The following is a 21,413-nucleotide window of genomic DNA, read 5'->3' as shown; positions in this document are numbered from 1 at the left end:
TGCTCGACGTGAAGGTCCTGCTCATACGCGAGTTGCGCCCGTTGCGGCGGCACGGACAAGGCGACCTTCCCGTATGACCTCGGTCCGGCGTACGGTCCTGGCGACCCGGCAAACGAAAGGCATTCGTTTTGACGTCGTCCACCGAGACCGCACAGGGCGCGGCCACGTCCGCCCCCGCCCGCACTCTGGAGAAGGGCGCCATCGGCGCCGGCGACCTGGTCTTCTTCGTCGTGGCCGCCGCGGCGCCGCTGACCGTCATGGCGGGCGTCGCCCCGCTGGCCATCGGGATGGCGGGGCAGGGCGCGCCGCTCGGCTACCTCGTCTCCGGTCTGCTCCTGATCGTCTTCGCCGCCGGGTTCACCGCGATGAGCCGCCATGTGCGCAACGCCGGGGCCTTCTACGCGTACATCGGCCGGGGCCTCGGCCGCCCCGCCGGGGTCGGCTCCGCGTACGTCGCGCTGCTCGCGTACAACGCGATCGAGGTCGGACTCCTCGTGGCCTTCGGCTGGTTCACCGAGTCGGGGTTCCAGGACCTGACGGGCGTACTGGTCCCGTGGTGGGCCTGGGCGCTCGCCGGGATCGTCGCCATCGGCGTGCTCGGGTACCTCAAAGTCACGCTCAGCGCCAAGGTGTTGGGCGTCGCGCTCGTCCTCGAAGTGCTCGTCCTGCTGGTGTTCGAGGCGGGGGTCTTCGCGCACGGCGGCGGCCCGCACGGCCCGGAGTTCGGCGTCCTGTCGCCCGGTCACCTCATGAACGGGGGCGTGGGCGGCATGTTCGTCCTCGCCATCGGCGCCTTCGTCGGCTTCGAGGCGACCGCGATCTACGCCGAGGAGGCGCGCGAGCCGGAGCGCTCGGTGTCGCGCGCCACCTACATCGCCGTCGCGTTCCTCGCGCTCTTCTACACCTTCACGGTCTGGACGATCATCAACGCGTACGGGGCGGACGACGCCCAGCGGGTCGCCAACGGGGACGGCGGCGGCGACATGGTGTTCACCGCGACCGAGCGGTTCGTCGGGTCCTGGGCCGCCGACGCCATGCACCTGCTGATCATCACCAGCGCCTTCGCGGCCACCCTCGCCTTCCACAACGGCGCCACCCGCTACTTCTACGCCCTCGGCCGCGAGGGCCTGCTGCCGCGGCGCCTCGGCCGGGTCACCGCCCGCACCCGGGCGCCCGCCGTCGCCGTGCTCGTGCAGTCGGCGCTCGCCCTGCTGACGGTCGTGGTGACGCTGATCGCGGGCGTCGACCCGTACAGCGTCACGTTCCTGTGGACCAACGGCACCGGGATCCTCGGCGTGATGCTGATGCAGGCCTGCGCCGCGCTCGCGGTGTACGGGTTCTTCCGCCGGGACCGGCGTGGGCTGCCCGCGTGGCGGGTGGTGCTCGCGCCGCTCGTCTCCTGCGTCGGGCTCACCGTTCTGATCGGCCTCGCCTGCGTCAACCTGGACCTGCTCACGGGCGCCACCGCTGGCGTCAACGCCGTGCTGCTCGCGCCGCTGCCCGTGCTGTTCGCGCTCGGGATCGCGGTCGCGCTGCGGGCACGGCGCCGCGATCCGGCCGCGTACGCCCGGCTGACCACCGTCGACGCCGAGCGCGTCTGAACCACTGCATCGACGCGTCTGAACCACCGCATCGAAAGGAGCACGTACGTGCTGGTACTGCGCGGAACCGTCCGCACCGGGAGCGAGGCGTACGGCGATGTCGGCGCCGTCGCCGTGCGCGACGGCCGGATCGCCGCCCTGGGGGCGGAGGCCGAGGCGCTGGCCGCCACCGCCGACGAGGTGCTCGACCTCGGCGCCGGCGGACTGCTCATGCCCTCCTTCGGCGACGGCCACGCACACCCCCTCTTCGGTGGCCTGGAGCACTTCGGCCCGCAGATCAAGGAGTTGGGCTCCGTCGAGGAGATCGCCGCGGAGGTCGGCCGGTGGGCCGCCGCGCATCCCGAGGAGGAGTGGATCGTCGGTGCGAGCTACGACCCGGCGCTCGTCCCCGACGGCGAGTTCGACGCCCGCTGGCTGGACGCCGCGGTCCCCGACCGGCCCGTCGTGCTGCGGGCGTACGACTACCACACGGTGTGGTGCAACACCGAGGCGCTGCGCCGCGCAGGGGTGAGCGACACGACGCCCGAGCCGCGCCTGGGCTGGATCGTGCGCCGCCCCGACGGCACCCCCATGGGCACCCTGCGCGAGTGGCACGCCTGCGACCTGGTGCTCGACCGGGTGCCGGGCCGCCCGGTGGACGAGCTGGTCGAGGCGATCGGCGTGGCGGGGGAGGCGTACGCGCGGGCGGGCCTGACGTGGGTTCAGGACGCCTGGGTGGAACCCGAGATGGTCGACGCCTACCTGGCGGCCGCCCGCCGGGGCGCCCTCCGCTTCCGCGTCAACCTCGCCCAGCGCGCCGACCCGGACCGCTGGCGCGAGCAGCGGGCCACGTTCCGGGAGGCACGGCGCCGCGTCGAGGCCGAGGGCGGCGAACTGCTCACGGCCCGCACCGTGAAGTTCTTCAGCGACGGCGTCATCGAGGGCGGCACCGCCGCGCTCCTGGAGCCGTACGACGACGCCCCGCACAGCTGCGGCATGCCCGTCTGGGAACCGGCGGCGCTGGCCGAGGCGGTACGGGCGTTCGACGCCGACGGCTTCCAGATCCACATCCACGCCATCGGCGACGCCGGGGTGCGGGCCGCGCTCGACGCGATCGAGTCGGCGGCGCAGGCCAACGAGGCGTGGGACCGGCGCCCCGTGATCACCCACGTCCAGCTCGTCGACCCCGCCGACCTGCCGCGCTTCGCCGAGTTCGGCGTGATCGCCAACTTCGAGCCGCTGTGGGCGCAGCCCGATCCGCTCCAGACCGTGCTGTCCGTCCCGCGCATCGGCGAGAAGCGCTCGGCGCTCCAGTACCCGATGGGCGAGCTGGAGCGCGGCGGTGCGCGGCTGTCGTTCGGCAGCGACTGGCCGGTGAGTTCGTACGAGCCGCTGGAAGGGATCCAGGTCGCGGTGACCCGGCGGACGTTCGACGGCGCCCCGGAGGGCGGCTGGCTGCCGCATCAGCGGCTGACGGTCGAGGAGGCGCTGGCCGCGTACACGGCGGGCTCGGCGCACCAGGCGTTCGCCGACGAGCGCGCCGCTCTCGTGCCCGGGGCCCCGGCCGACCTGGTGTGGCTGTCGGCGGACCCACGGGCCACGGAGCCCATGCGGCTGCGGGAGATCGAGGTGCGGGGCACGTGGCTGGCGGGGGAGCGCACGTTCGGGTAGGCAGTGAATCGCAGGGGTCGGGAATACTCATGAATAGAAATGTGGAACATCGTATAGACTTCCACTGTCCCGACCCCGTCCCCGAGTCATGCGCAGGAGCCCCCGAATGAACCTCACCGGCCGCCACTTCCTCAAGGAGCTGGACTTCACCGCCGAGGAGTTCCGAGGTCTGGTCGACCTTGCCGCGGAGCTGAAGGCGGCCAAGAAGGCGGGGACCGAGACACAGCGCCTCAAGGGCAAGAACGTCGCGCTGATCTTCGAGAAGGCGTCCACGCGTACGCGCTGCTCCTTCGAGGTCGCGGCCGCCGACCAGGGTGCGTCGACGACGTACATCGACCCGGCCGGTTCGCACATCGGCAAGAAGGAGTCGAGCAAGGACACCGCGCGCGTCCTCGGCCGGATGTTCGACGCCATCGAGTTCCGGGGCGACGAGCAGTCCATCGTCGAGACGCTCGCCGAGTACGCGGGCGTGCCGGTCTACAACGGCCTGACCGACGACTGGCACCCCACGCAGATGCTCGCCGACGTGCTCACGATGACCGAGCACAGCGCCAAGCCGCTCACCGAGATGTCCTTCGCGTACCTCGGTGACGCCCGGTTCAACATGGGCAACTCCTACCTCGTCACCGGCGCCCTGCTCGGCATGGACGTCCGGATCGTCGCGCCGAAGGCCTACTGGCCCGCCGAGGACATCGTCGCCAAGGCCCGCGAGCTGGCCGCCGCCAGCGGCGCGCGCATCACGCTCACCGAGACCGTCGAGGAGGGCGTCGCGGGCGCCGACTTCGTGGTCACCGACGTGTGGGTGTCGATGGGCGAGCCGGAGGAGATCTGGGACGAGCGGATCAAAGCCCTCACGCCGTACGCGGTGACGATGGACGTCCTGCGCGCGACGGGGAACGCGGACGTGAAGTTCCTGCACTGCCTCCCGGCCTTCCACGACCTCGGCACCAAGGTCGGCCGCGAGATCCACGCCAAGTACGGTCTGGAGTCCCTCGAGGTCACCGACGAGGTCTTCGAGTCCGAGCACTCCGTCGTCTTCGACGAGGCGGAGAACCGGATGCACACCATCAAGGCCGTCATGGTCGCGACGCTCGGCCAGTAGCGACAAACCGCATATTCCACCAGTAGGCGTTCAAACTGGTGGGGTCGGAACACCCTCTCCGGCCCCACCGGCACGCGGCACATCCCGTCGCACCGCACCACCAGAAAAGAGCACCACCCCATGGCGTCCACGCCGTCCGGGCTGCGCATCAAGTCGCCCGAATCCCTCATCGCCGAATCGGGCGCCGACCTCGAAGGCCATGGCCTCAAGCGCACCATGGGGCTCTTCCAGCTCGTGTGCTTCGGCGTCGGCGCGATCGTCGGCACCGGCATCTTCGTCGGTCTGTCCGACACGGTCGCCGAGGCCGGGCCCGCCGTCATTCTCTCCTTCGTCCTCGCGGCGATCACCTGCATCTTCACGGCGTTCTCCTTCGCCGAGCTGGGCAGCGCGATCCCGGTCTCGGGCTCCTCGTACTCCTTCGCCTACGCGACCCTCGGCGAACGCGTCGCGTTCCTGGTCGGCTGGTGTCTGCTCCTGGAGTACGGCGTCTCTGTGTCGGCCGTGGCCGTCGGCTGGAGCCAGTACCTCAACGAACTGCTCGACAGCGTCTTCGGCTGGCAACTGCCCGACGCGCTGTCCGCCGGGCCCGCCGACGGCGGCGTGATCAACCTGCCCGCCGTGCTCGTGATGCTGATGGCCGCCACGCTGCTGGTGCGCGGCATCCGGGAGAGCGCGGGGGCGACCGCCGCGATGGCCGTGCTCAAGATCGGCATCCTGATCGTGTTCTGCGCCATCGCCTACTCCGCCTTCGAGGCCGGCAACCTGACCCCGTTCCTGAAGGACGGCATGGCCGGTGTCACCTCCGGCGCCTCGCTCGCCTTCTTCTCGTACATCGGCTTCGACGCGGTCACCACGGCAGGCGAAGAGGTCAAGAACCCGCGGCGCAACATCCCGCTCGCGATCCTGATCTGCATCGGCATCGTCACGCTGCTCTACGTCGCCGTGGCCGTCGCCGCCATCGGCGCGCTCGGCGCGGACGCCGTCGGCGACAAGCCGGCCGCGCTCTCCCTCGTTGTCGACCAGGTCACCGGCTCGTCCCTCGGTGGCGGCGTCATCGCCTTCGGCGCGGTCGTCGCGATCGCCTCGGTCGTCCTCGCGGTGATGTACGGGCAGACCCGGATCCTGATGTCGATGTCCCGCGACGGGCTGATCCCGCGGGTCTTCGAGCGGGTCTCCCCGAAGACGCACACGCCCGTCACCAACACCTGGATCGTGGCGGTCGTCTTCGCGATCCCGGCCGCGTTCTCCTCGCTCGACGCCGTCGTCAACCTGACGACCATCGGCACGCTCGCCACCATGGTCGTGGTGAACATCGCGGTGATCGCGCTGCGCCGCTCGCACCCCGGCCTGAAGCGCTCGTTCCGGGTGCCGCTGTTCCCGGTCAGTCCCGTCCTGGGCGTCGCCTTCTGCCTCTACCTGATCTGGGGCACGGGGTGGACGACGTGGCTGCAGTTCGCGGTGTTCCTCGTCGTGGGCGCGCTCGTGTACGCGCTGTACGGCCGCCGCAACTCGCGGCTCGGGCGCAGCGGGGAGGCTACGCCTCGGACGCCGGGCGGGGCATCGGCACCGTAGCGGGCAGCGTGAACCACACCGCCTTGCCGGAATCGGTGGGGCGGTGCCCGCACGACGAGCTGAGCGTGCGGATCAGGAGCAGTCCGCGGCCGTGCTCCTGCCAGGGGTCGGGCGTCCCGGTGTCCTCGGGGTTGGTGAGGTCGGTCGGCGGCGCCGGGTCCGTGTCGTGCACCTCGACCTGACAGCCGGATTCGAGCAGCTCCACGACCAGCTCGATCGGCGTGTCCCCCGCCGTGTGCTCCACCGCGTTCGCCACCAGCTCCGCCGTCAGCAGCTCCGCCGTGTCCGCGTCCGCCGCCGGTGAGTCGATCTCGGAGAGCGCGGTCCGCACGAGGGCGCGCGCGACCGGCACGGCCGCGGCCGTGTGCGGCAGGGCTATGCGCCACGACGTGGGCGTGGGGGGACCGGAGAAGGGAGGCACGGCGGAATCCTGGGGGCGGAGGGCGCTGACGCGGCTCGTGGGCGGGCTCGGAGGAACGGGCTCAAGGGGGACTGTCCTGCGTTCAACCTTATGAATGGTACGGCGTGGGGCGAAAGAGGCTCCCGTCGGTGCTGGTCGGGACGTCCGGCCCCTCTTGCGTTATCGCGTACTCGTGACGGCGGTCACGATGCGGTGATACGGTCGACGCGTCGCGTCCGCCCCTCCGCACGCCCATGACCCGCCGGAGGCACCGCATGAGTCCCTTCACCGGCTCCACCCCCAGCACCGACTCCTGGCAGCACCTGACGTACGCCGTGGACGAGAGCGGCGTCGCCACCGTCACCCTCGACCGTCCCGAGAAGCTCAACGCGCTCACCTTCGGCGCCTACGCCGACCTGCGTGACCTCCTCGCCGAGCTGTCCCGGACCAAGTCCGTGCGCGCCCTCGTCCTCGCGGGCGAGGGCCGCGGCTTCTGCTCCGGCGGCGACGTCGACGAGATCATCGGCGCCACGCTCTCCATGGACACCGCGCAGATCCTCGACTTCAACCGGATGACCGGACAGGTCGTACGGGCCGTGCGCGAGGCCCCGTTCCCGGTGATCGCCGCCGTGCACGGGGTCGCGGCCGGTGCGGGCGCGGTCCTCGCGCTCGCCGCCGACTTCCGCGTCGCCGACCCGAGCGCCCGCTTCGCGTTCCTGTTCACGAAGGTCGGCCTGTCCGGCGGCGACATGGGCGCCGCCTATCTGCTGCCCCGCGTCGTCGGCCTCGGCCACGCCACCCGCCTGCTGATGCTCGGCGACGCCGTCCGCGCGCCCGAGGCCGAGCGCATCGGCCTGATCAGCGAGCTGACCGACGAGGGCCGCGCCGACGAGGCCGCGCAGACCCTCGCCCACCGCCTCGCCGAGGGCCCCGCCCTCGCGTACGCACAGACCAAGGCCCTGCTCACCGCGGAGCTGGACATGCCCCTCGCGGCGGCGATCGAGATGGACGCGGCCACACAGGCACTGCTCATGCACGGCGAGGACTACGCCGAGTTCCACGCGGCGTTCACCGACAAGCGCCCGCCGAAGTGGCAGGGGAGGTGACCGGCCGATGATCGTACGCGCCCGGCGCATCGCCGTCGTCGGCGGCGGCCCCGGCGGCCTGTACGCGGCCGCCCTCCTCAAGCGCCTCGACCCGGACCGCGAGATCACGGTCTGGGAGCGGAACGCCCCGGACGACACGTTCGGCTTCGGCGTCGTCCTGTCCGACGAGACCCTCGGCGGCATCGAGCACGCCGACCCGGTGGTCTACCGGGCGCTCCAGGACGAGTTCGTGCGCTGGGACGACATCGACATCGTGCACAGGGGCCGCCGCTCCACCTCGACCGGGCACGGATTCGCGGCGCTCGGCCGCCGCCGGCTCCTGGAGATCCTGCACAGCCGCTGCCGCGAGCTCGGCGTCGACCTGCGCTTCCAGGAGGAGGCGCCGCCGATCGCCGGCCTCCGCGAGGCGTACGACCTGGTGATCGCGGCCGACGGCGTGCACAGCAAGACCCGCGAGACGTACGCCGACGCGTTCGGGCCGCACATCGAGGAGCACCGCAACCGCTACATCTGGCTCGCCGCCGACTTCGCCTTCGACGCCTTCCGCTTCGACATCGCGCAGACCGAGCACGGTGTGATGCAGCTGCACGGCTACCCGTACAGCGACCACGAGTCGACGGTCATCGTGGAGATGCGCGAAGAGGTCTGGCGGGCGGCCGGCTTCGCCGACCTGGACGTACGGGAGTCGATCGAGGCCTGCGCGAAGATCTTCAAGGACGCGCTGGGCGGCCGCACCCTCAAGACCAACAACTCCTCGTGGCTCACCTTCCGCACCGTCGTCAACGACCGCTGGTCGCACGGCAATTGCGTGCTCATCGGCGATGCCGCGCACACCGCGCACTTCTCCATCGGCTCCGGTACGAAGCTCGCCGTCGAGGACGCGCTCGCGCTCGCCGCGTGCCTCACCGAACAGCCCACGACCGACGCGGCGCTGGCCGCGTACGAGGAGGAGCGCAGGCCCGTCGTTGCGTCGACGCAGCGGGCGGCGCGGGCCAGCCTCCAGTGGTTCGAGGAACTGGAGCGTTATCTCGACCAGCCGCCGCTCCAGTTCGCGTTCAACCTGCTCACGCGCTCGCGGCGCGTCACGCACGACAACCTGCGGCTGCGCGACGCGGGCTTCACGGAGTCGGTGGAGCGGGAGTTCGGCTGCCCCGAGGGCACACCGCCGATGTTCACGCCGTTCCGGCTGGGCGGCCTGGAGCTGCGCAACCGGGTCGTCGTCTCGCCGATGGACATGTACTCGGCGGTGGACGGGGTGCCCGGCGACTTCCACCTCGTGCACCTGGGGGCGCGGGCGCTCGGCGGGGCCGGGCTGGTCATGACGGAAATGGTGTGCGTGAGCCCGGAGGGCCGCATCACGCCCGGCTGCGCGGGCCTCTACACGCACGACCAGGCGGAGTCCTGGCGCAGGATCGTCGACTTCGTCCACACGCGGGCGCCCGGCACGGCGATCGGCGTGCAGCTCGGGCACTCGGGCCGCAAGGGTTCCACGCGCCTGATGTGGGAGGGCATGGACGAACCGCTCCCGGACGCCGACGAGAACTGGCCCCTGGTCGCGGCGTCCGCACTCCGCTACCGACCGGACAGCCAGCTGCCGCGCGAGCTGACGGTGGCCGAACTGGCGGAGGTGCGAGAGCAGTTCACGTCGGCGGCGCGGCGGGCGGCACACGCGGACTTCGACCTGCTGGAACTCCACTGCGCACACGGCTACCTCCTCTCCGGCTTCCTCTCCCCGCTGACGAACCGGCGCACGGACGCGTACGGGGGTTCGCTGGAGGGGCGGTTGCGGTTCCCGCTGGAGGTCTTCGACGCCGTACGTGAGGTGTGGCCGGAAGGGCGGCCGATGACGGTGCGGATCTCCGCCACGGACTGGGCCGAGGGCGGCACCAGCGAGGAGGAGGCCGTGGCGATCGCCCGCGCCTTCGCGGCGCACGGGGCCGATGCGATCGACGTGTCCACGGGCCAGGTGGTCTCGGACGAGCGCCCCGCGTTCGGACGCTCCTACCAGGTGCCGTACGCGGACCGGATCCGGGCCGAGGCCGACGTCCCGGTGATCGCGGTGGGCGCGATCTCTTCCTGGGACGACGTCAACTCCCTGGTCCTGGCCGGTCGTACGGACCTGTGCGCGCTGGCCCGCCCGCACCTGTACGACCCGAACTGGACGCTGCACGCGGCGGCGGAACAGGGCTGCACGGGGCCGGGCGTGCTGTGGCCCCAGCAGTACGGGGCGGGCAGCCGCCGCCCCCAGACCGGCCGCCTGGACGCCCCCAAGCCGAGGCTGGTCCTCCCGGGGTGACCGACCCGCACCGGGGCCGCCCCTCGTCACGGTTCCGCGGCACCGGGGGCCGCCTTGCCCACCCTGCCGCCCAAGGCGGCAGATTGCCCAAGGCGGGAGGCGGCCCACCGCCACGGGCGGGAAGCCGTGCCTGCGGCAGCCTGCCCGGGGCGAGGTGGCGGCACCCCGTGGGGCCGACGCCCCCGGAGGGGGCGGGTGGGAGGGGGATGGGCGGGGCGCCGGGTGCAGATCAAGCCCGCTTTTCGAGCCAGAGCCGGCGGGGGCCGGGGCGGGGCCCGGTCCTTCAAGCCCCTGCGGCGATTGAGCAGCGGGGCCCGGGGCGGAGCCCCGAGGGCGCAACCCCGGTTCGGCGAATGAGTGAGGGCCCCGTTCCTTCAAGTCCCGCCGGCGATTGAGGCGCAGGGTACGGGGCGGAGCCCCGGGGCGTCAGGACGGTGGGGCGGCCATGCCCGCCGTCAAGGTCATGCCATCCGACGGGTCGACCAAGAGGAACGAACCCGTGCGGCGGACCTCCGCGTACGCGTCCAGGGCCAGGGGTTCCGCCGTGCGGAGCGACACCACGCCCAGATCGTTCGCCGACAACTCGGACGCCTCGCCCAGCGACCTGACGACCGCCCGCACCGTGCGCGTGGTGTGCCGCACCAGAACCCGCTGACCCACCTGCAGCGGCCGGTCCGCCACATGACACACCGACGCCAGGACGTCCCGCGTGACCGTAGGCGCCCGGTCGTCGTCCGACGGGGCGATCAAGTCACCCCGCGCCACGTCCAGTTCATCGGTAAGCCGCACCGTGAGCGACGCCCCCGCATGCGCCTCCTCCACCTGCGTGCCCAGCACATCCAGCGCCGCGACCGTTGACGTACGCCCCGAAGGATGCACCGTCACGGCCTCACCCACCCGCAGCGACCCCGACACCAACTGGCCTGCGTAGTACCGCTCCTCACCGTGCCTGATCACGTACTGGACCGGGAAACGGGCAGGCGCCGACGGAGACTCCACCGCCACCGGAACCGTCTCCAGGTGCTCCAGTACGGTCGGCCCGCCGTACCAGCCCGTGCGCGCGGACGGCTCCACCACGTTGTCCCCCGCGAGCGCGGAGATCGGGATCGCGGTCACCTCCGGGACGCCCAGATCGTGCGCGTACGCCGTGAACTCGTCCGCGATCGCCGCGAACACCGACTCCTCGTACCCGACGAGGTCCATCTTGTTCACGGCGAGGACCACCTGCGGGACGCGGAGCAGCGCCGCGATGGCCGCGTGCCTGCGCGTCTGCTCGACGACACCGCTCCGGGCATCGACCAGGATGATGGTCAGCTCCGCCGTGGAGGCCCCCGTGACCATGTTCCGCGTGTACTGCACGTGTCCCGGCGTGTCCGCGAGGATGAAGCGGCGGCGCGGGGTCGCGAAGTAGCGGTACGCGACGTCGATCGTGATGCCCTGCTCGCGCTCGGCGCGCAGGCCGTCCGTGAGCAGCGCCAGATCGGGCGTGCCGGTCCGGGAGACCGACTCCAACTGGTCGGCGAGGACCGACTTGGAGTCGTGCAGCAGGCGGCCGACGAGCGTGGACTTGCCGTCGTCGACCGAACCGGCCGTGGCCAGCCGCAGTGTGCCCACATCGGCCGTCGTGGCAACAGACATCTCTAGAAGTACCCTTCGCGCTTGCGGTCTTCCATGGCCGCCTCGGACAGCTTGTCGTCGGCGCGCGTGGCGCCGCGTTCGGTGAGCCGGGAGGCCGCGATCTCGGCGATGACCTGATCGAGCGTCTCGGCGTCGGAGTCGACGGCCCCGGTGCAGGACATGTCGCCGACGGTCCGGTAGCGCACCTGCCGCTTCTCGACCCGCTCGGTGTCCTTCGGGCCGCCCCACGCACCGGAGGTCAACCACATGCCGCCGCGGTCGAACACCTCGCGTTGATGGGCGAAGTAGATCGAGGGCAGCTCGATGCGCTCCCGCGCGATGTACTGCCACACGTCCAGCTCGGTCCAGTTGGACAGGGGGAACACGCGGACGTGCTCGCCCGGCGCGTGCCGGCCGTTGTAGAGCTGCCACAGCTCCGGCCGCTGGCGGCGCGGGTCCCACTGCGAGAACTCGTCGCGCAGCGAGAACACCCGCTCCTTCGCGCGCGCCTTCTCCTCGTCGCGGCGTCCGCCGCCGAACACGGCGTCGAAGCGCTCGTTCTGGACGGCTTCGGTCAGCGGCACGGTCTGGAGCGGGTTGCGTGTCCCGTCGGGGCGTTCGCGGAGCACACCACGGTCGATGTAGTCCTGTACGGACGCCACATGGAGCCTCAGCCCATGTGCGGCGACCACACCGTCCCGGTAGTCGATGACCTCGGGGAAGTTGTGCCCCGTGTCGACGTGAAGGAGTGGGAACGGCACCGGCGCGGGCGCGAACGCCTTCAGCGCCAGATGCAGCATCACGATGGAGTCCTTGCCGCCGGAGAAGAGGATCACCGGTCGCTCGAACTCGCCCGCCACCTCGCGGAAGATGTGCACCGCCTCGGACTCCAGGGCGTCCAAGTGGCTGAGCTGATACCTGAGATCGCTCACACCAGCCCCCTCGCCGCGAGCACCGCCCGCACCGCCCCCGCCGACTGCCGCGGCGTCTGGGCTTGCGTCTCCAGGGCCAGGTCGGGGTCGACCGGCGGCTCGTACGGGTCGTCGACCCCGGTGAGCCCCTTCAACCGCCCGGCGGCCTGGCGCGCGTACAGGCCCTTCACGTCGCGCTCGCTGCACACCTCGACCGGGGTCGCGACATGCACCTCGACGTACGGGGTGTCGCTGGCGCCGTGCCGCTTGCGCACGGCCTCCCTGCTGTCCGCGTACGGCGCGATGACGGGCACGACGGCGAACACGCCGTTGCGGGCGAGTACTTCGGCGACGAGGCCGATGCGCTGCACGTTCGTGTCGCGGTCGGCGCGGCTGAAGCCGAGCCCCGCCGACAGGAAGCGGCGGATCTCGTCGCCGTCGAGCACCTCGACGCGGTGGCCCTCCGCGCGCAGCTGCCCGGCGAGGGCGCGCGCCACGGTCGTCTTGCCGGAACTGGGCAGCCCGGTGAGCCAGATCGTGGCCCCCCGTGGGCGGGCCTTGGTGGCCGTGGTCATACGTGCAGTCCTTCCGCGGCGCCGTCGGCGGCCCGCAGTTCGTCGGATTCGGTCAGTTCGGTGAAGAGGGCCTCCCAGCGCGGGTGCACCGCGTCGGGCCCGTAGGCCGCCGCTGTGAGCAGGGCCGCCGTGCCCATCTCCGCGCGCAGTTCGCGGTCGCCCATGAGGCGGGCGAGGGCGTCGGCGAGGGCGTCCGGGTCCTGTTCCGGCACGAGCAGCCCGTCCACGCCGTGCGTGAGGACGTCCGAGGGCCCGGTGGGGCAGTCGAAGGAGACCACCGGCAGGGCGTGCGCCATCGCCTCGATCATCACCATCGGCAGTCCCTCGAACCGGGAACTCAGCACGTAGAGCGAGGACTTGGCGAGTTCGTCGTCGAGCCGGTCGGTGTGGCCCATCAGCAGGACGTGGTTGTAGAGGTGGTGTTCCTCGATCAGGGCGCGCAGCTGTGCCTTCTTCTCGCCGCCGCCGTAGATCCGCAGCTGCCAGTCGGGGAACTCCCGGACGAGCTTCGCCCATGCGGGGATCAGCAGGTCGAAGCCCTTCTGCGGGAAGAGCCGGCCGGCCGCGGTGACGATCCTGGAGCCGTGGTTCGACGGGATCTGGTCGAGGGAGTGCACGGCGTTCGGGATGCGCACGACGCGGGTGCCGGGCAGCAGCCGGGCGTACTCGCTCCGGTCGCGTTCCGTCAGCACGGCGACCGCCGCGAAGTTCCCGTACGTCTCGACGATGCGTTTCTGCACGTCGGGGCGGTGCGTGCCGTGGTTCATGTGCTCCTGCGCGACCCGCACCACGCCGTTCGTGGCGTGCGCGGCGGCGAGGAAGTTCAGGGCGGGGCGGGTCGTGACGAGGACGCCGTCGGTGAGCGAGCGCAGGTAGGCGCCGAGGGCGAGTTCGAGGCGCCGGTCGAAGTAGCGGTGGCCGAACTCGCCGCGCGGGATCTCGCGGGCGGGCGTCGCCGCCAGCTTGTCGCGCTTGCGGGCACGCCACCAGCCGCCGAGCCCCGGCTCCCTGACCACGGTGGCGGTGGCGCTCTCGCGCAGATCGACGACCGTCGTCACGGGCACCCGCTCGTCCAGCGGGAACTGCAGGGCCTCGCGGCGCCGCACGGCGCTGACGATTTCCACGTCCCAGCCCGCCGCGGCGAGGGAGTTGGCCTGGTTGAACACGGTGCGGATGGTTCCGCCGCGCCCGTAGGCGTGCAGCAGCAGATAGCGGACCTTCACCGGCGTACGGGTGGTGCTCATGCGCGGCACTCCAGCGACAGGTTGTCCTCGACGGTGAAGTACGGCCGCACGTCGAACCCGGCCCCCGGCACCGCCTGCCGCGGATAGACGTAGATCGCCTTCTTGCCGCGGATGTCGTCGAGCCGGCGCCCCACGCGCAGCCTCAGCGCCCCGTCGCTCAGGTGCAGGTCCCACTGGTCGGCGTCGCCGAACCCGTCGTACGCGGCGAGGTCCGCCACGTCCCACGCGCAGCTGAACCGCGCGCCGTCCCACGCGACGTCGTAGGCGAGCACCTGCTCGGTGTGCGACCGCCGGGTCACCAGGAGCCGCCAGCCGTCACCGGCCCCGGCGTCCGCGCCCCCGTGCAGCCGTCCGACGAGCCCGATGCGCCCGTCCCGCGGCCACACCTCCTCGATCTCGGCGCGGGGCTTCACTTGGCGTACCCCCACGCCTCGCACATGGGCCGCAGGATCTCGGGGATCTCGTCGTCCTTCGGCAGCTCGCGCCCGGCCTGCACGCTGCCGGTGCGGATCTTGTCGCGCCAGTCGCCGAGCCCCTTCTGGACCTGGGTCTCGTCGCGCGCGCCGTACTCCAGCATCGAGGGCTCGAAGTCGACGCCGAGGAATGTGCACAGGCCGCGCATCTTCCCCTCCGGGTCGGCGGTGAGCTCCTCGTAGCGCAGGGTGTGGCCGCCGGTGATGCCCTTGCGGGCGTTGTCGACGGCCTTCATGTAGCGCAGCGCGTCCGCGCAGGCCTCGTCGTAGGTGCGCTTGTCGGGGTCGCCCTCGTGCCAGGACCGGGCGATGGAGACGGGGTGGCGCAGCAGGAACACGAAGCGGGCGTCGGGCCAGCAGTCGCGGATCCGCCGGTAGGCGAAGGCGTTGCTGGGCGTCTTCTCGACGACGAAGTCCTTGCCGGACCGCACGAGTTCACGGTGCAGGACGCGGTCCCACAGCAGGTGCTCCAGGTCGCCGCGGCCGAGGTCCAGGGCGTCCATGGCGCGCTGCGAGAGCTTGCTGCCGTAGCCGACCTCCAGGCGGCGGATGTGCAGCTCGTGCGGGGCGTGCAGCCGTGGGTGCGCGTCGAGCAGCATCCGCAGCAGGGTCGAGCCGGAGCGGACCGGCGACATGATGAAGACGGGCCGCTTCAGCAGCCGGTCGGTCGCCGGATCGTCCGTACATCGGTACTCCGGAGCGGGCCGCTTCACCGGTGCCGACCGCGCGGCCTCCTTCTTCACGGGCGCGGGCTCCTTGGGCGCGCGGCGTACCTGAAGGCCGGTGGTCGCGGTCAGCGCCCGGTTCATGTTGCGCATGAGACTCATGCGAACCGACGCTAAAGACGCATTCTGAGAGGAAGCGCGGAGGAACCTGAGGGTTGCCTTAGGGTGCCGTGCCGCGGGCGAACCGCGCCCCCGCCTCCCGCAGCCGCCGGTCGAGACCCCGGAACACCTCCGCGGCCCGTACCCCCGGCCACCCCTCGGGCAGCAGCTCGGGCGGCAGCCCCGGGTCGGCGTACGGGAGGTGGCGCCAGGAGTCGAGGGCCAGGAGGTAGTCCCGGTAGGCCTCGCGCGGCGGGGCCTCGGAGCGGGGGAGCCAGGTGCGCAGGACCGGCTCGTGCTCGTCGAGGAACGCCTCGTGGAGCTTGGCGAGGGCCGACAGGTCCCACCAGTGGGCCACGGCGTCGGCGGTCGCCGCGAAGCCGAGATGTTCGCCGCGGAACAGCTCCACGTACCCGGAGAGGCCGATGCGCTCCAGGGTGTGCCGGGTCTCCTCGTAGACGCCGAGGGGCGCGAGCCACACGCCGGGCGCCGCCGTGCCGAAGCCGAGGCCGCTGAGCGTGGAGCGCAGCACGTGCCGCTTGGCGCGCTCGGACTCCGGTACGGAGAACACGGCCAGCACCCAGCCGTCGGCGGGCGAACCGCTGCCGTAGATGCGGCGGTCGCCGTCGTCGAGGAGCTGGCGGGCGTCGTCGGACAGCGCGTAGGCCGCGGCTCCGGTGTCGGTGCGGGCCGGGAGCAGCAGTCCGCGGCGCTTCAGGCGCGACACCGCCGAGCGCACCGACGGGGCGTCGACGCCGACCGCGCCGAGCAGCCGGATCAGCTCGGCGATCGGCAGCGGTCCCGGCAGGTCGCGGCCGTAGGCGCCGTACAGGGTGACGATCAGGGAGCGGGGCGTATGCGTGGGCTGCTCGGGCACGTGCTCACTCTACGGTCGTGGGTTCGCGGAGCCGGAACCGCTGGAGCTTTCCCGTGGCCGTGCGCGGCAGCGCGTCCAGGAACTCGATCGCGCGCGGGCACTTGTAGGGGACCAGCTCGGACTTCACGAAGTCCCGCAGGGCTTCCGCGTCCTGCCGGGCTCCCGGCCGCAGCACCACGTACGCGACGGCCACCTGGCCGCGCTCCTCGTCGGGCCGGCCGACCACGGCGGCCTCCGCCACGTCCGGGTGGCGCAGCAGCGCCTCCTCCACCTCCGGGCCCGCGATGTTGTACCCGGCGGAAATGATCATGTCGTCGGCGCGGGCCACGTACCGGAAGTAGCCGTCGGCCTCGCGGACGTACGTGTCCCCGGTGATGTTCCAGCCGTGCCGTACGTACACGGTCTGCCGCTCGTCGGCGAGGTACCGGCAGCCGACGGGGCCGCGCACCGCGAGCAACCCCGGCTCCCCGTCCGGGAGTTGCCGCCCCTCGGGGTCGACTATGCGGGCGTCCCAGCCCGGCACCGCGACCCCCGTCGTCCCCGGCCGGATCGCGTCGTCCGTCGCCGAGATGAAGATGTGGAGCAGCTCGGTCGCGCCGATGCCGTTGATGATGCGCAGCCCGGTCGCCTCCTGCCAGTCCTGCCAGGTCGCGGCGGGCAGGTTCTCGCCCGCGGACACGCAGCGGCGCAGCGAGGAGATGTCGTACGAGGCGAGGTCGGGCAGCATCGCGCGGTACGCGGTCGGCGCGGTGAACACGACCGACACCCGGTGCTCGGCGATCGCGGGCAGCAGCTTCTGCGGGCCCGCCTGTTCGAGCAGCAGCGCCGAGGCGCCCGCCCGCAGCGGGAAGAGCACGAGCCCGCCGAGCCCGAACGTGAAGCCCAGCGGCGGGCTCCCCGCGAACACGTCGTCGGGCTCCGGCTTCAGCACGTGCCGCGCGAAGGTGTCCGCGACCGCGAGCACGTCCCGGTGGAAGTGCATGCACCCCTTGGGCCGCCCGGTGGTGCCCGAGGTGAAGGCGATCAGCGCGACGTCGTCGGCGGCGGTCGCCACGGCCTCGTACGCCGCCGGTTTCGGGGCCGCCCGGTGGAGCAGGTCGTCGGGCCCGTCCCCGCCGTACGTGGTGATGTGCAGGCCCGGCACTTCGGCCTTCGCCAGGTCGTCGACCGAGCGTATGTCGCACAGCGCGTGCTCCACCCGCGCGATCCCGCAGACGGTGGCCAGTTCGCTCGCCCGCGCCTGCGCGAGCACGGTCACGGCGACGGCCCCCGCCTTCATCACGGCGAGCCAGCAGGCCGCGAGATGCCGGGTGGTGGGTCCGCGCAGCAGCACCCGGTTGCCGGGCACGACGCCCAGGTCGTCGGTGAGCACGTGCGCGATCCGGTCGACGGTTGCCCTCAACTCGCCGTAGGACCAGGAGGGTTGACCGGGGGAGTGGAAGGCGGGGCGGTCGGCTCCGTGCCGCTCGATGGTGGCGTCGAGGAGTTCGGTCCCGCAGTTCAGGCGCTGCGGGTAGCGCAGCTCCGGCAGGTCGAAGGTGAGTCCCGGCCACAGCTCCGCGGGCGGCAGATGGTCGCGGGCGAAGGTGTCGACGTGGGCGGACGGGCTGAGCGGATGGTGGGTCATGGCCGGGCGCCCCCTCGTGGTGGTGGGCTCGCATGCCGTCGCCGAGTGAGGCGGCGCGCAACGAGCGTATCGTGATGGTGACGACAGTCAACGGGGCGCGATACGGTTCCTTTGTGTGACCGGTTGGCCGTCGTGAGAGGAGCACCACGTATGGGGACATTCTCGCTCGAACCGGAGCAGCGTGCGTGGTGCGGCGAGCTGCGCGCCCTCGCGGCCGACCGTCTCGCCCCGCTCGCCGAGAAGGGTGAACCGGGCCGCGTGAACCGCCCCCTCGTCGCCGAACTCGGTCAACTCGGCCTCCTTGAGCGCCTGTTCACCTCCGGCGCGCTCGACCTCTGTCTGCTGCGCGAGTCCCTGGCCCGCGTCAGCACGGAGGCCGAGACGGCGCTCGCGCTCCAGGGGCTGGGCGCGCACCCGATCCACGCGTACGGCGGCGCGGCGGTGCGCGAGCGGTGGGTGCCGGAGGTGGCCGCGGGCCGGGCCGTGGCGGCGTTCGCGCTGAGCGAGCCGGGCGCGGGCTCGGACGCGGCGGCGCTGTCCCTGCGGGCGGACCGGGACGGCGAAGGCGACGGCTGGCGGCTCACCGGCGAGAAGTGCTGGATCTCGAACGCCCCCGAGGCCGATGTCTACACCGTCTTCGCCCGCACCACCCCCGACGCGGGCGCGCGCGGAGTGACCGCCTTCGCTGTCCCCGCCGACCGCCCAGGACTGACCGGCGAACACCTCGACATGATCTCCCCGCACCCCATCGGCTCGCTCGCCTTCGACGGCGTCCCGGTCACCCGCGCCGACCTGCTCGGCGAGGTCGACGCCGGATTCCGGGTCGCGATGGGCACGCTGAACCTGTTCCGGCCCAGCGTCGGCGCGTTCGCCGTCGGCATGGCGCAGGCGGCCCTCGACGCGACGCTGACGCACACCACGGGGCGCGAGGCGTTCGGCGGCCGCCTCAAGGACCTCCAGGCCGTCGCCCACCAGGTCGCCGACATGTCGGTCCGCGTCGAGTCGGCGCGCCTGATGGTCTACGCGGCGGCGTCGGCCTACGACGAGGGCGCGCCCGACGTGCCGCGCCGCGCCGCCGCGGCCAAGCTCCTCGCGACGGAGACGGCCCAGCAGGTCGTCGACGCGGCGGTGCAGCTGCACGGCGCGCGGGCGCTGCGCCGCGGCCACGTACTGGAGCACCTGTACCGGGAGGTCAGGGCGCCCCGTATCTACGAGGGGGCGTCCGAGGTCCAACGCACGGTCATCGCACGCGAGTTGTACAAGGAGGCGGCCAAGTGAACGACGACTTCCAACGGATCAACCCGCCCGAACTCTCTCCGCCCACCGGCTTCTCCCACGCCGTCGTCACCACCGGCGGCCGGCTCGTGATGCTCGCGGGCCAGACGTCCCTGGACGCCGATGGCAAGGTCGTCGGCGACACCCTCCCCGGACAGTTCACCCGCGCCCTCACCAACCTGCTCACGGCCCTGCGTGCGTCCGGCGGCACGCCCGAGCAGCTGGCGCGCGTCACCGTCTACGCCACGGACGTGGCGGACTACCGGGCGCACGCCCGCGAACTCGGCAAGATCTGGCGCGAGTTGGCGGGCCGCGACTATCCGGCGATGGCGGTGATCGGCGTGAGCCGCCTCTGGGACGAGCAGGCCATGGTGGAAATCGACGGACTCGCCGTCCTGCCCTGAGCGGACGCGCCACCCTCACGTCCCGCCCGCCCACAGAGCAGGCGGGAGCCGAGGGCGACGACCTAGATGTCCCGGAACGTCTCGATCTGCGCGCCGACGGAGTTGAGCCGCTCCGCCAGCTCCTCGTACCCGCGGTTGATCACGTAGACGTTGCGCAGCACCGACGTGCCGTCGGCCGCCATCATCGCCAGCAGGACGACCACGGCGGGGCGCAGGGCCGGCGGGCACATCATCTCGGCGGCCCGCCAGCGGGTCGGACCCTCGACGAGCACCCGGTGCGGGTCGAGCAGTTGCAGGCGCCCGCCGAGCCGGTTGAGGTCCGTGAGGTAGATCGCGCGGTTGTCGTAGACCCAGTCGTGGATCAGGGTCTTGCCCTGGGCCGAGGCGGCGATCGCCGCGAAGAACGGCACGTTGTCGATGTTCAGGCCGGGGAACGGCATGGGGTGGATCTTGTCGATCGGGGCTTCGAGCTTCGACGGCCGGACGGTGAGGTCGATCAGGCGCGTGCGCCCGTTGTCGGCCGGGTACTCCGCCGAGCGGTCGTGGTCGAGGCCCATCTCCTCCAGGACCGCCAGCTCGATCTCCAGGAACTCGACCGGCACGCGCTTGACCGTGAGCTCGGACTGCGTGACCACGGCCGCGGTCAGCAGGCTCATCGCCTCGACCGGGTCCTCGGACGGCGAGTAGTCCACGTCGACGTCGATGTGGGGCACGCCGTGCACGGTGAGGGTGGTGGTGCCGACGCCCTCGACCTCGACGCCCAGCGCCTCGAGGAAGAAGCACAGGTCCTGGACCATGTAGTTGGACGAGGCGTTGCGGATGATCGTCGTGCCGTCGGCGCGGGCGGCGGCAAGCAGCGCGTTCTCCGTCACGGTGTCGCCGCGCTCGGTCAGCACGATGGGACGGTCCGGCGCGATGTCCGGCTGCACCTCCGCGTGGTAGAGCCCCTCGGTCGCCGTGATGTCGAGGCCGAAGCGGCGCAGCGCGATCATGTGCGGCTCGATGGTGCGGGTGCCGAGGTCGCAGCCGCCCGCGTAGGGCAGCTTGAAGTGGTCCATACGGTGCAGCAGCGGGCCGAGGAACATGATGATCGACCGGGTGCGGCGGGCGGCGTCCGCGTCGATGGCGTCCATGTCGAGCTTGGCGGGCGGCACGATTTCGAGATCCGCGCCGTCGTTGATCCAGCGGGTGCGTACGCCGATCGAGCCCAGTACCTCCAGAAGGCGGTACACCTCCTCGATGCGGGCGACGCGGCGCAGCACGGTGCGGCCCTTGTTGAGCAGCGAGGCGCACAGCAGCGCCACGCAGGCGTTCTTGCTCGTCTTCACTTCGATCGAGCCCGACAGCCGGCGTCCGCCGACCACGCGCAGATGCATCGGTCCCGCGTACCCCAGAGAGACGATTTCACTGTCGAGCGCTTCGCCAATTCGGGCGATCATCTCAAGGCTGATGTTTTGATTGCCGCGCTCGATGCGGTTCACCGCGCTCTGGCTGGTGTTCAGGGCCTCTGCAAGCTGCGACTGCGTCCAGCCCCTGTGCTGACGGGCGTCGCGGATGAGCTTGCCGATGCGTTCGAGGTAGTCGTCTGCCATGGCGGCAGGTTATCTCAGATATGAGATGCCGCATCTTGTGAGGCGCGCAGGAGTGACGAGTCGCCGAGGTTCGCGCCTCGTACGACGATGAAGAGGGCGGGTGCGGGTACGTGCCCAGGTGTGAACTCGGCGGCACCGCTTGATGGCACCACCGAGTGATGTATTAGAGTTATCTCGACATCGAGATATCTGCCGAGGCGCACCGTGGCCGCACGGCGCGGACGTTCTGTCGGTAAGGGTTACCTAACTTAGCCTTACCTTAGCGGA

The 21,413-nt window shown here is 71.8% G+C and carries 18 protein-coding genes; 8 read left to right on the top strand and 10 right to left on the bottom strand.

Going from position 1 to position 21,413, the window contains the following annotated elements:
- The first annotated feature begins 128 nt into the window (after positions 1-128).
- From ACY34M_RS12130 to ACY34M_RS12115, 4 genes are all read left to right on the top strand, one after another.
- A complete protein-coding gene (locus ACY34M_RS12130) occupies positions 129-1,601 on the top strand; it encodes an APC family permease (RefSeq protein WP_462718436.1) in 1,473 nt (490 codons plus the stop codon).
- Between the two features lie 48 nt (positions 1,602-1,649).
- Positions 1,650-3,251: an amidohydrolase gene (locus tag ACY34M_RS12125; protein ID WP_462718435.1), complete on the top strand. Its 1,602-nt coding sequence runs from the start codon at positions 1,650-1,652 to the stop codon at positions 3,249-3,251.
- 106 nt (positions 3,252-3,357) lie between these two features.
- Positions 3,358-4,353 carry an ornithine carbamoyltransferase gene (gene argF, locus ACY34M_RS12120; protein WP_462718434.1) on the top strand — a complete coding sequence of 332 codons (996 nt, stop codon included), beginning with the start codon at positions 3,358-3,360 and terminating at the stop codon, positions 4,351-4,353.
- Positions 4,354-4,473: 120 nt separating this feature from the next.
- Entirely contained in the window at positions 4,474-5,925 is a 1,452-nt protein-coding gene (locus ACY34M_RS12115) for an amino acid permease (RefSeq protein WP_462718433.1), read from the top strand.
- Here ACY34M_RS12115 and ACY34M_RS12110 read toward each other — a convergent pair.
- Positions 5,888-6,346: an ATP-binding protein gene (locus ACY34M_RS12110; protein WP_462718432.1), complete on the bottom strand. Its 459-nt coding sequence runs from the start codon at positions 6,344-6,346 to the stop codon at positions 5,888-5,890. The two genes, ACY34M_RS12115 and ACY34M_RS12110, sit on opposite strands and share 38 nt — an antisense overlap.
- A 254-nt stretch (positions 6,347-6,600) precedes the next feature.
- On the opposite strand from ACY34M_RS12110, the gene ACY34M_RS12105 reads away from it, so the two are divergent.
- Positions 6,601-7,431 carry an enoyl-CoA hydratase family protein gene (locus ACY34M_RS12105; RefSeq protein ID WP_462718431.1) on the top strand — a complete coding sequence of 277 codons (831 nt, stop codon included), beginning with the start codon at positions 6,601-6,603 and terminating at the stop codon, positions 7,429-7,431.
- Positions 7,432-7,438: 7 nt separating this feature from the next.
- Positions 7,439-9,727: a bifunctional salicylyl-CoA 5-hydroxylase/oxidoreductase gene (locus ACY34M_RS12100; RefSeq protein WP_462718430.1), complete on the top strand. Its 2,289-nt coding sequence runs from the start codon at positions 7,439-7,441 to the stop codon at positions 9,725-9,727.
- Positions 9,728-10,153: 426 nt separating this feature from the next.
- Here ACY34M_RS12100 and ACY34M_RS12095 read toward each other — a convergent pair whose 3' ends face one another.
- From ACY34M_RS12095 to ACY34M_RS12060, 8 genes are read right to left on the bottom strand one after another with little or no spacing between them, the layout of a single operon-like run.
- Positions 10,154-11,365 carry a sulfate adenylyltransferase subunit 1 gene (locus tag ACY34M_RS12095; protein ID WP_462718429.1) on the bottom strand — a complete coding sequence of 404 codons (1,212 nt, stop codon included), beginning with the start codon at positions 11,363-11,365 and terminating at the stop codon, positions 10,154-10,156.
- A 2-nt stretch (positions 11,366-11,367) separates the two neighbouring features.
- Entirely contained in the window at positions 11,368-12,276 is a 909-nt protein-coding gene (cysD, locus tag ACY34M_RS12090) for a sulfate adenylyltransferase subunit CysD (protein ID WP_462718428.1), read from the bottom strand.
- Positions 12,273-12,830: an adenylyl-sulfate kinase gene (gene cysC / locus ACY34M_RS12085; RefSeq protein WP_462718427.1), complete on the bottom strand. Its 558-nt coding sequence runs from the start codon at positions 12,828-12,830 to the stop codon at positions 12,273-12,275. The genes cysD and cysC overlap by 4 nt, the downstream gene beginning before the upstream one ends.
- Entirely contained in the window at positions 12,827-14,074 is a 1,248-nt protein-coding gene (locus ACY34M_RS12080; protein WP_462718426.1) for a glycosyltransferase family 4 protein, read from the bottom strand. Before ACY34M_RS12080 ends, cysC begins: the two co-directional genes overlap by 4 nt.
- The gene (locus ACY34M_RS12075) at positions 14,071-14,502 is read right to left on the bottom strand and encodes a hypothetical protein (RefSeq protein ID WP_462718425.1); all 432 of its coding nucleotides are present in this window, start codon (positions 14,500-14,502) and stop codon (positions 14,071-14,073) included. The genes ACY34M_RS12080 and ACY34M_RS12075 overlap by 4 nt, the downstream gene beginning before the upstream one ends.
- Positions 14,484-15,374: a sulfotransferase family protein gene (locus ACY34M_RS12070; RefSeq protein ID WP_462718424.1), complete on the bottom strand. Its 891-nt coding sequence runs from the start codon at positions 15,372-15,374 to the stop codon at positions 14,484-14,486. Before ACY34M_RS12070 ends, ACY34M_RS12075 begins: the two co-directional genes overlap by 19 nt.
- Before the next feature lie 58 nt (positions 15,375-15,432).
- Positions 15,433-16,248, bottom strand: a complete 816-nt coding sequence (locus ACY34M_RS12065) for a PaaX family transcriptional regulator (RefSeq protein ID WP_462718423.1) — start codon at positions 16,246-16,248, stop codon at positions 15,433-15,435.
- A 4-nt stretch (positions 16,249-16,252) separates the two neighbouring features.
- Positions 16,253-17,875 (bottom strand): AMP-binding protein, encoded by a 1,623-nt coding sequence (locus ACY34M_RS12060; protein ID WP_462718422.1) that lies wholly within the window; start codon positions 17,873-17,875, stop codon positions 16,253-16,255.
- A gap of 150 nt (positions 17,876-18,025) precedes the next feature.
- Between ACY34M_RS12060 and ACY34M_RS12055 the strand changes: the two genes are divergently transcribed.
- Positions 18,026-19,153 carry an acyl-CoA dehydrogenase family protein gene (locus ACY34M_RS12055; RefSeq protein WP_462718421.1) on the top strand — a complete coding sequence of 376 codons (1,128 nt, stop codon included), beginning with the start codon at positions 18,026-18,028 and terminating at the stop codon, positions 19,151-19,153.
- A complete protein-coding gene (locus tag ACY34M_RS12050) occupies positions 19,150-19,554 on the top strand; it encodes a RidA family protein (protein ID WP_462718420.1) in 405 nt (134 codons plus the stop codon). Before ACY34M_RS12055 ends, ACY34M_RS12050 begins: the two co-directional genes overlap by 4 nt.
- A 62-nt stretch (positions 19,555-19,616) precedes the next feature.
- Here ACY34M_RS12050 and ACY34M_RS12045 read toward each other — a convergent pair whose 3' ends face one another.
- A complete protein-coding gene (locus ACY34M_RS12045) occupies positions 19,617-21,146 on the bottom strand; it encodes a UDP-N-acetylglucosamine 1-carboxyvinyltransferase (protein ID WP_462718419.1) in 1,530 nt (509 codons plus the stop codon).
- Positions 21,147-21,413: the final 267 nt, after the last annotated feature.

The organism is Streptomyces sp. EDA2-14 (genome assembly GCF_054963755.1).
This window is presented reverse-complemented; position numbering and strand designations above follow the sequence as displayed.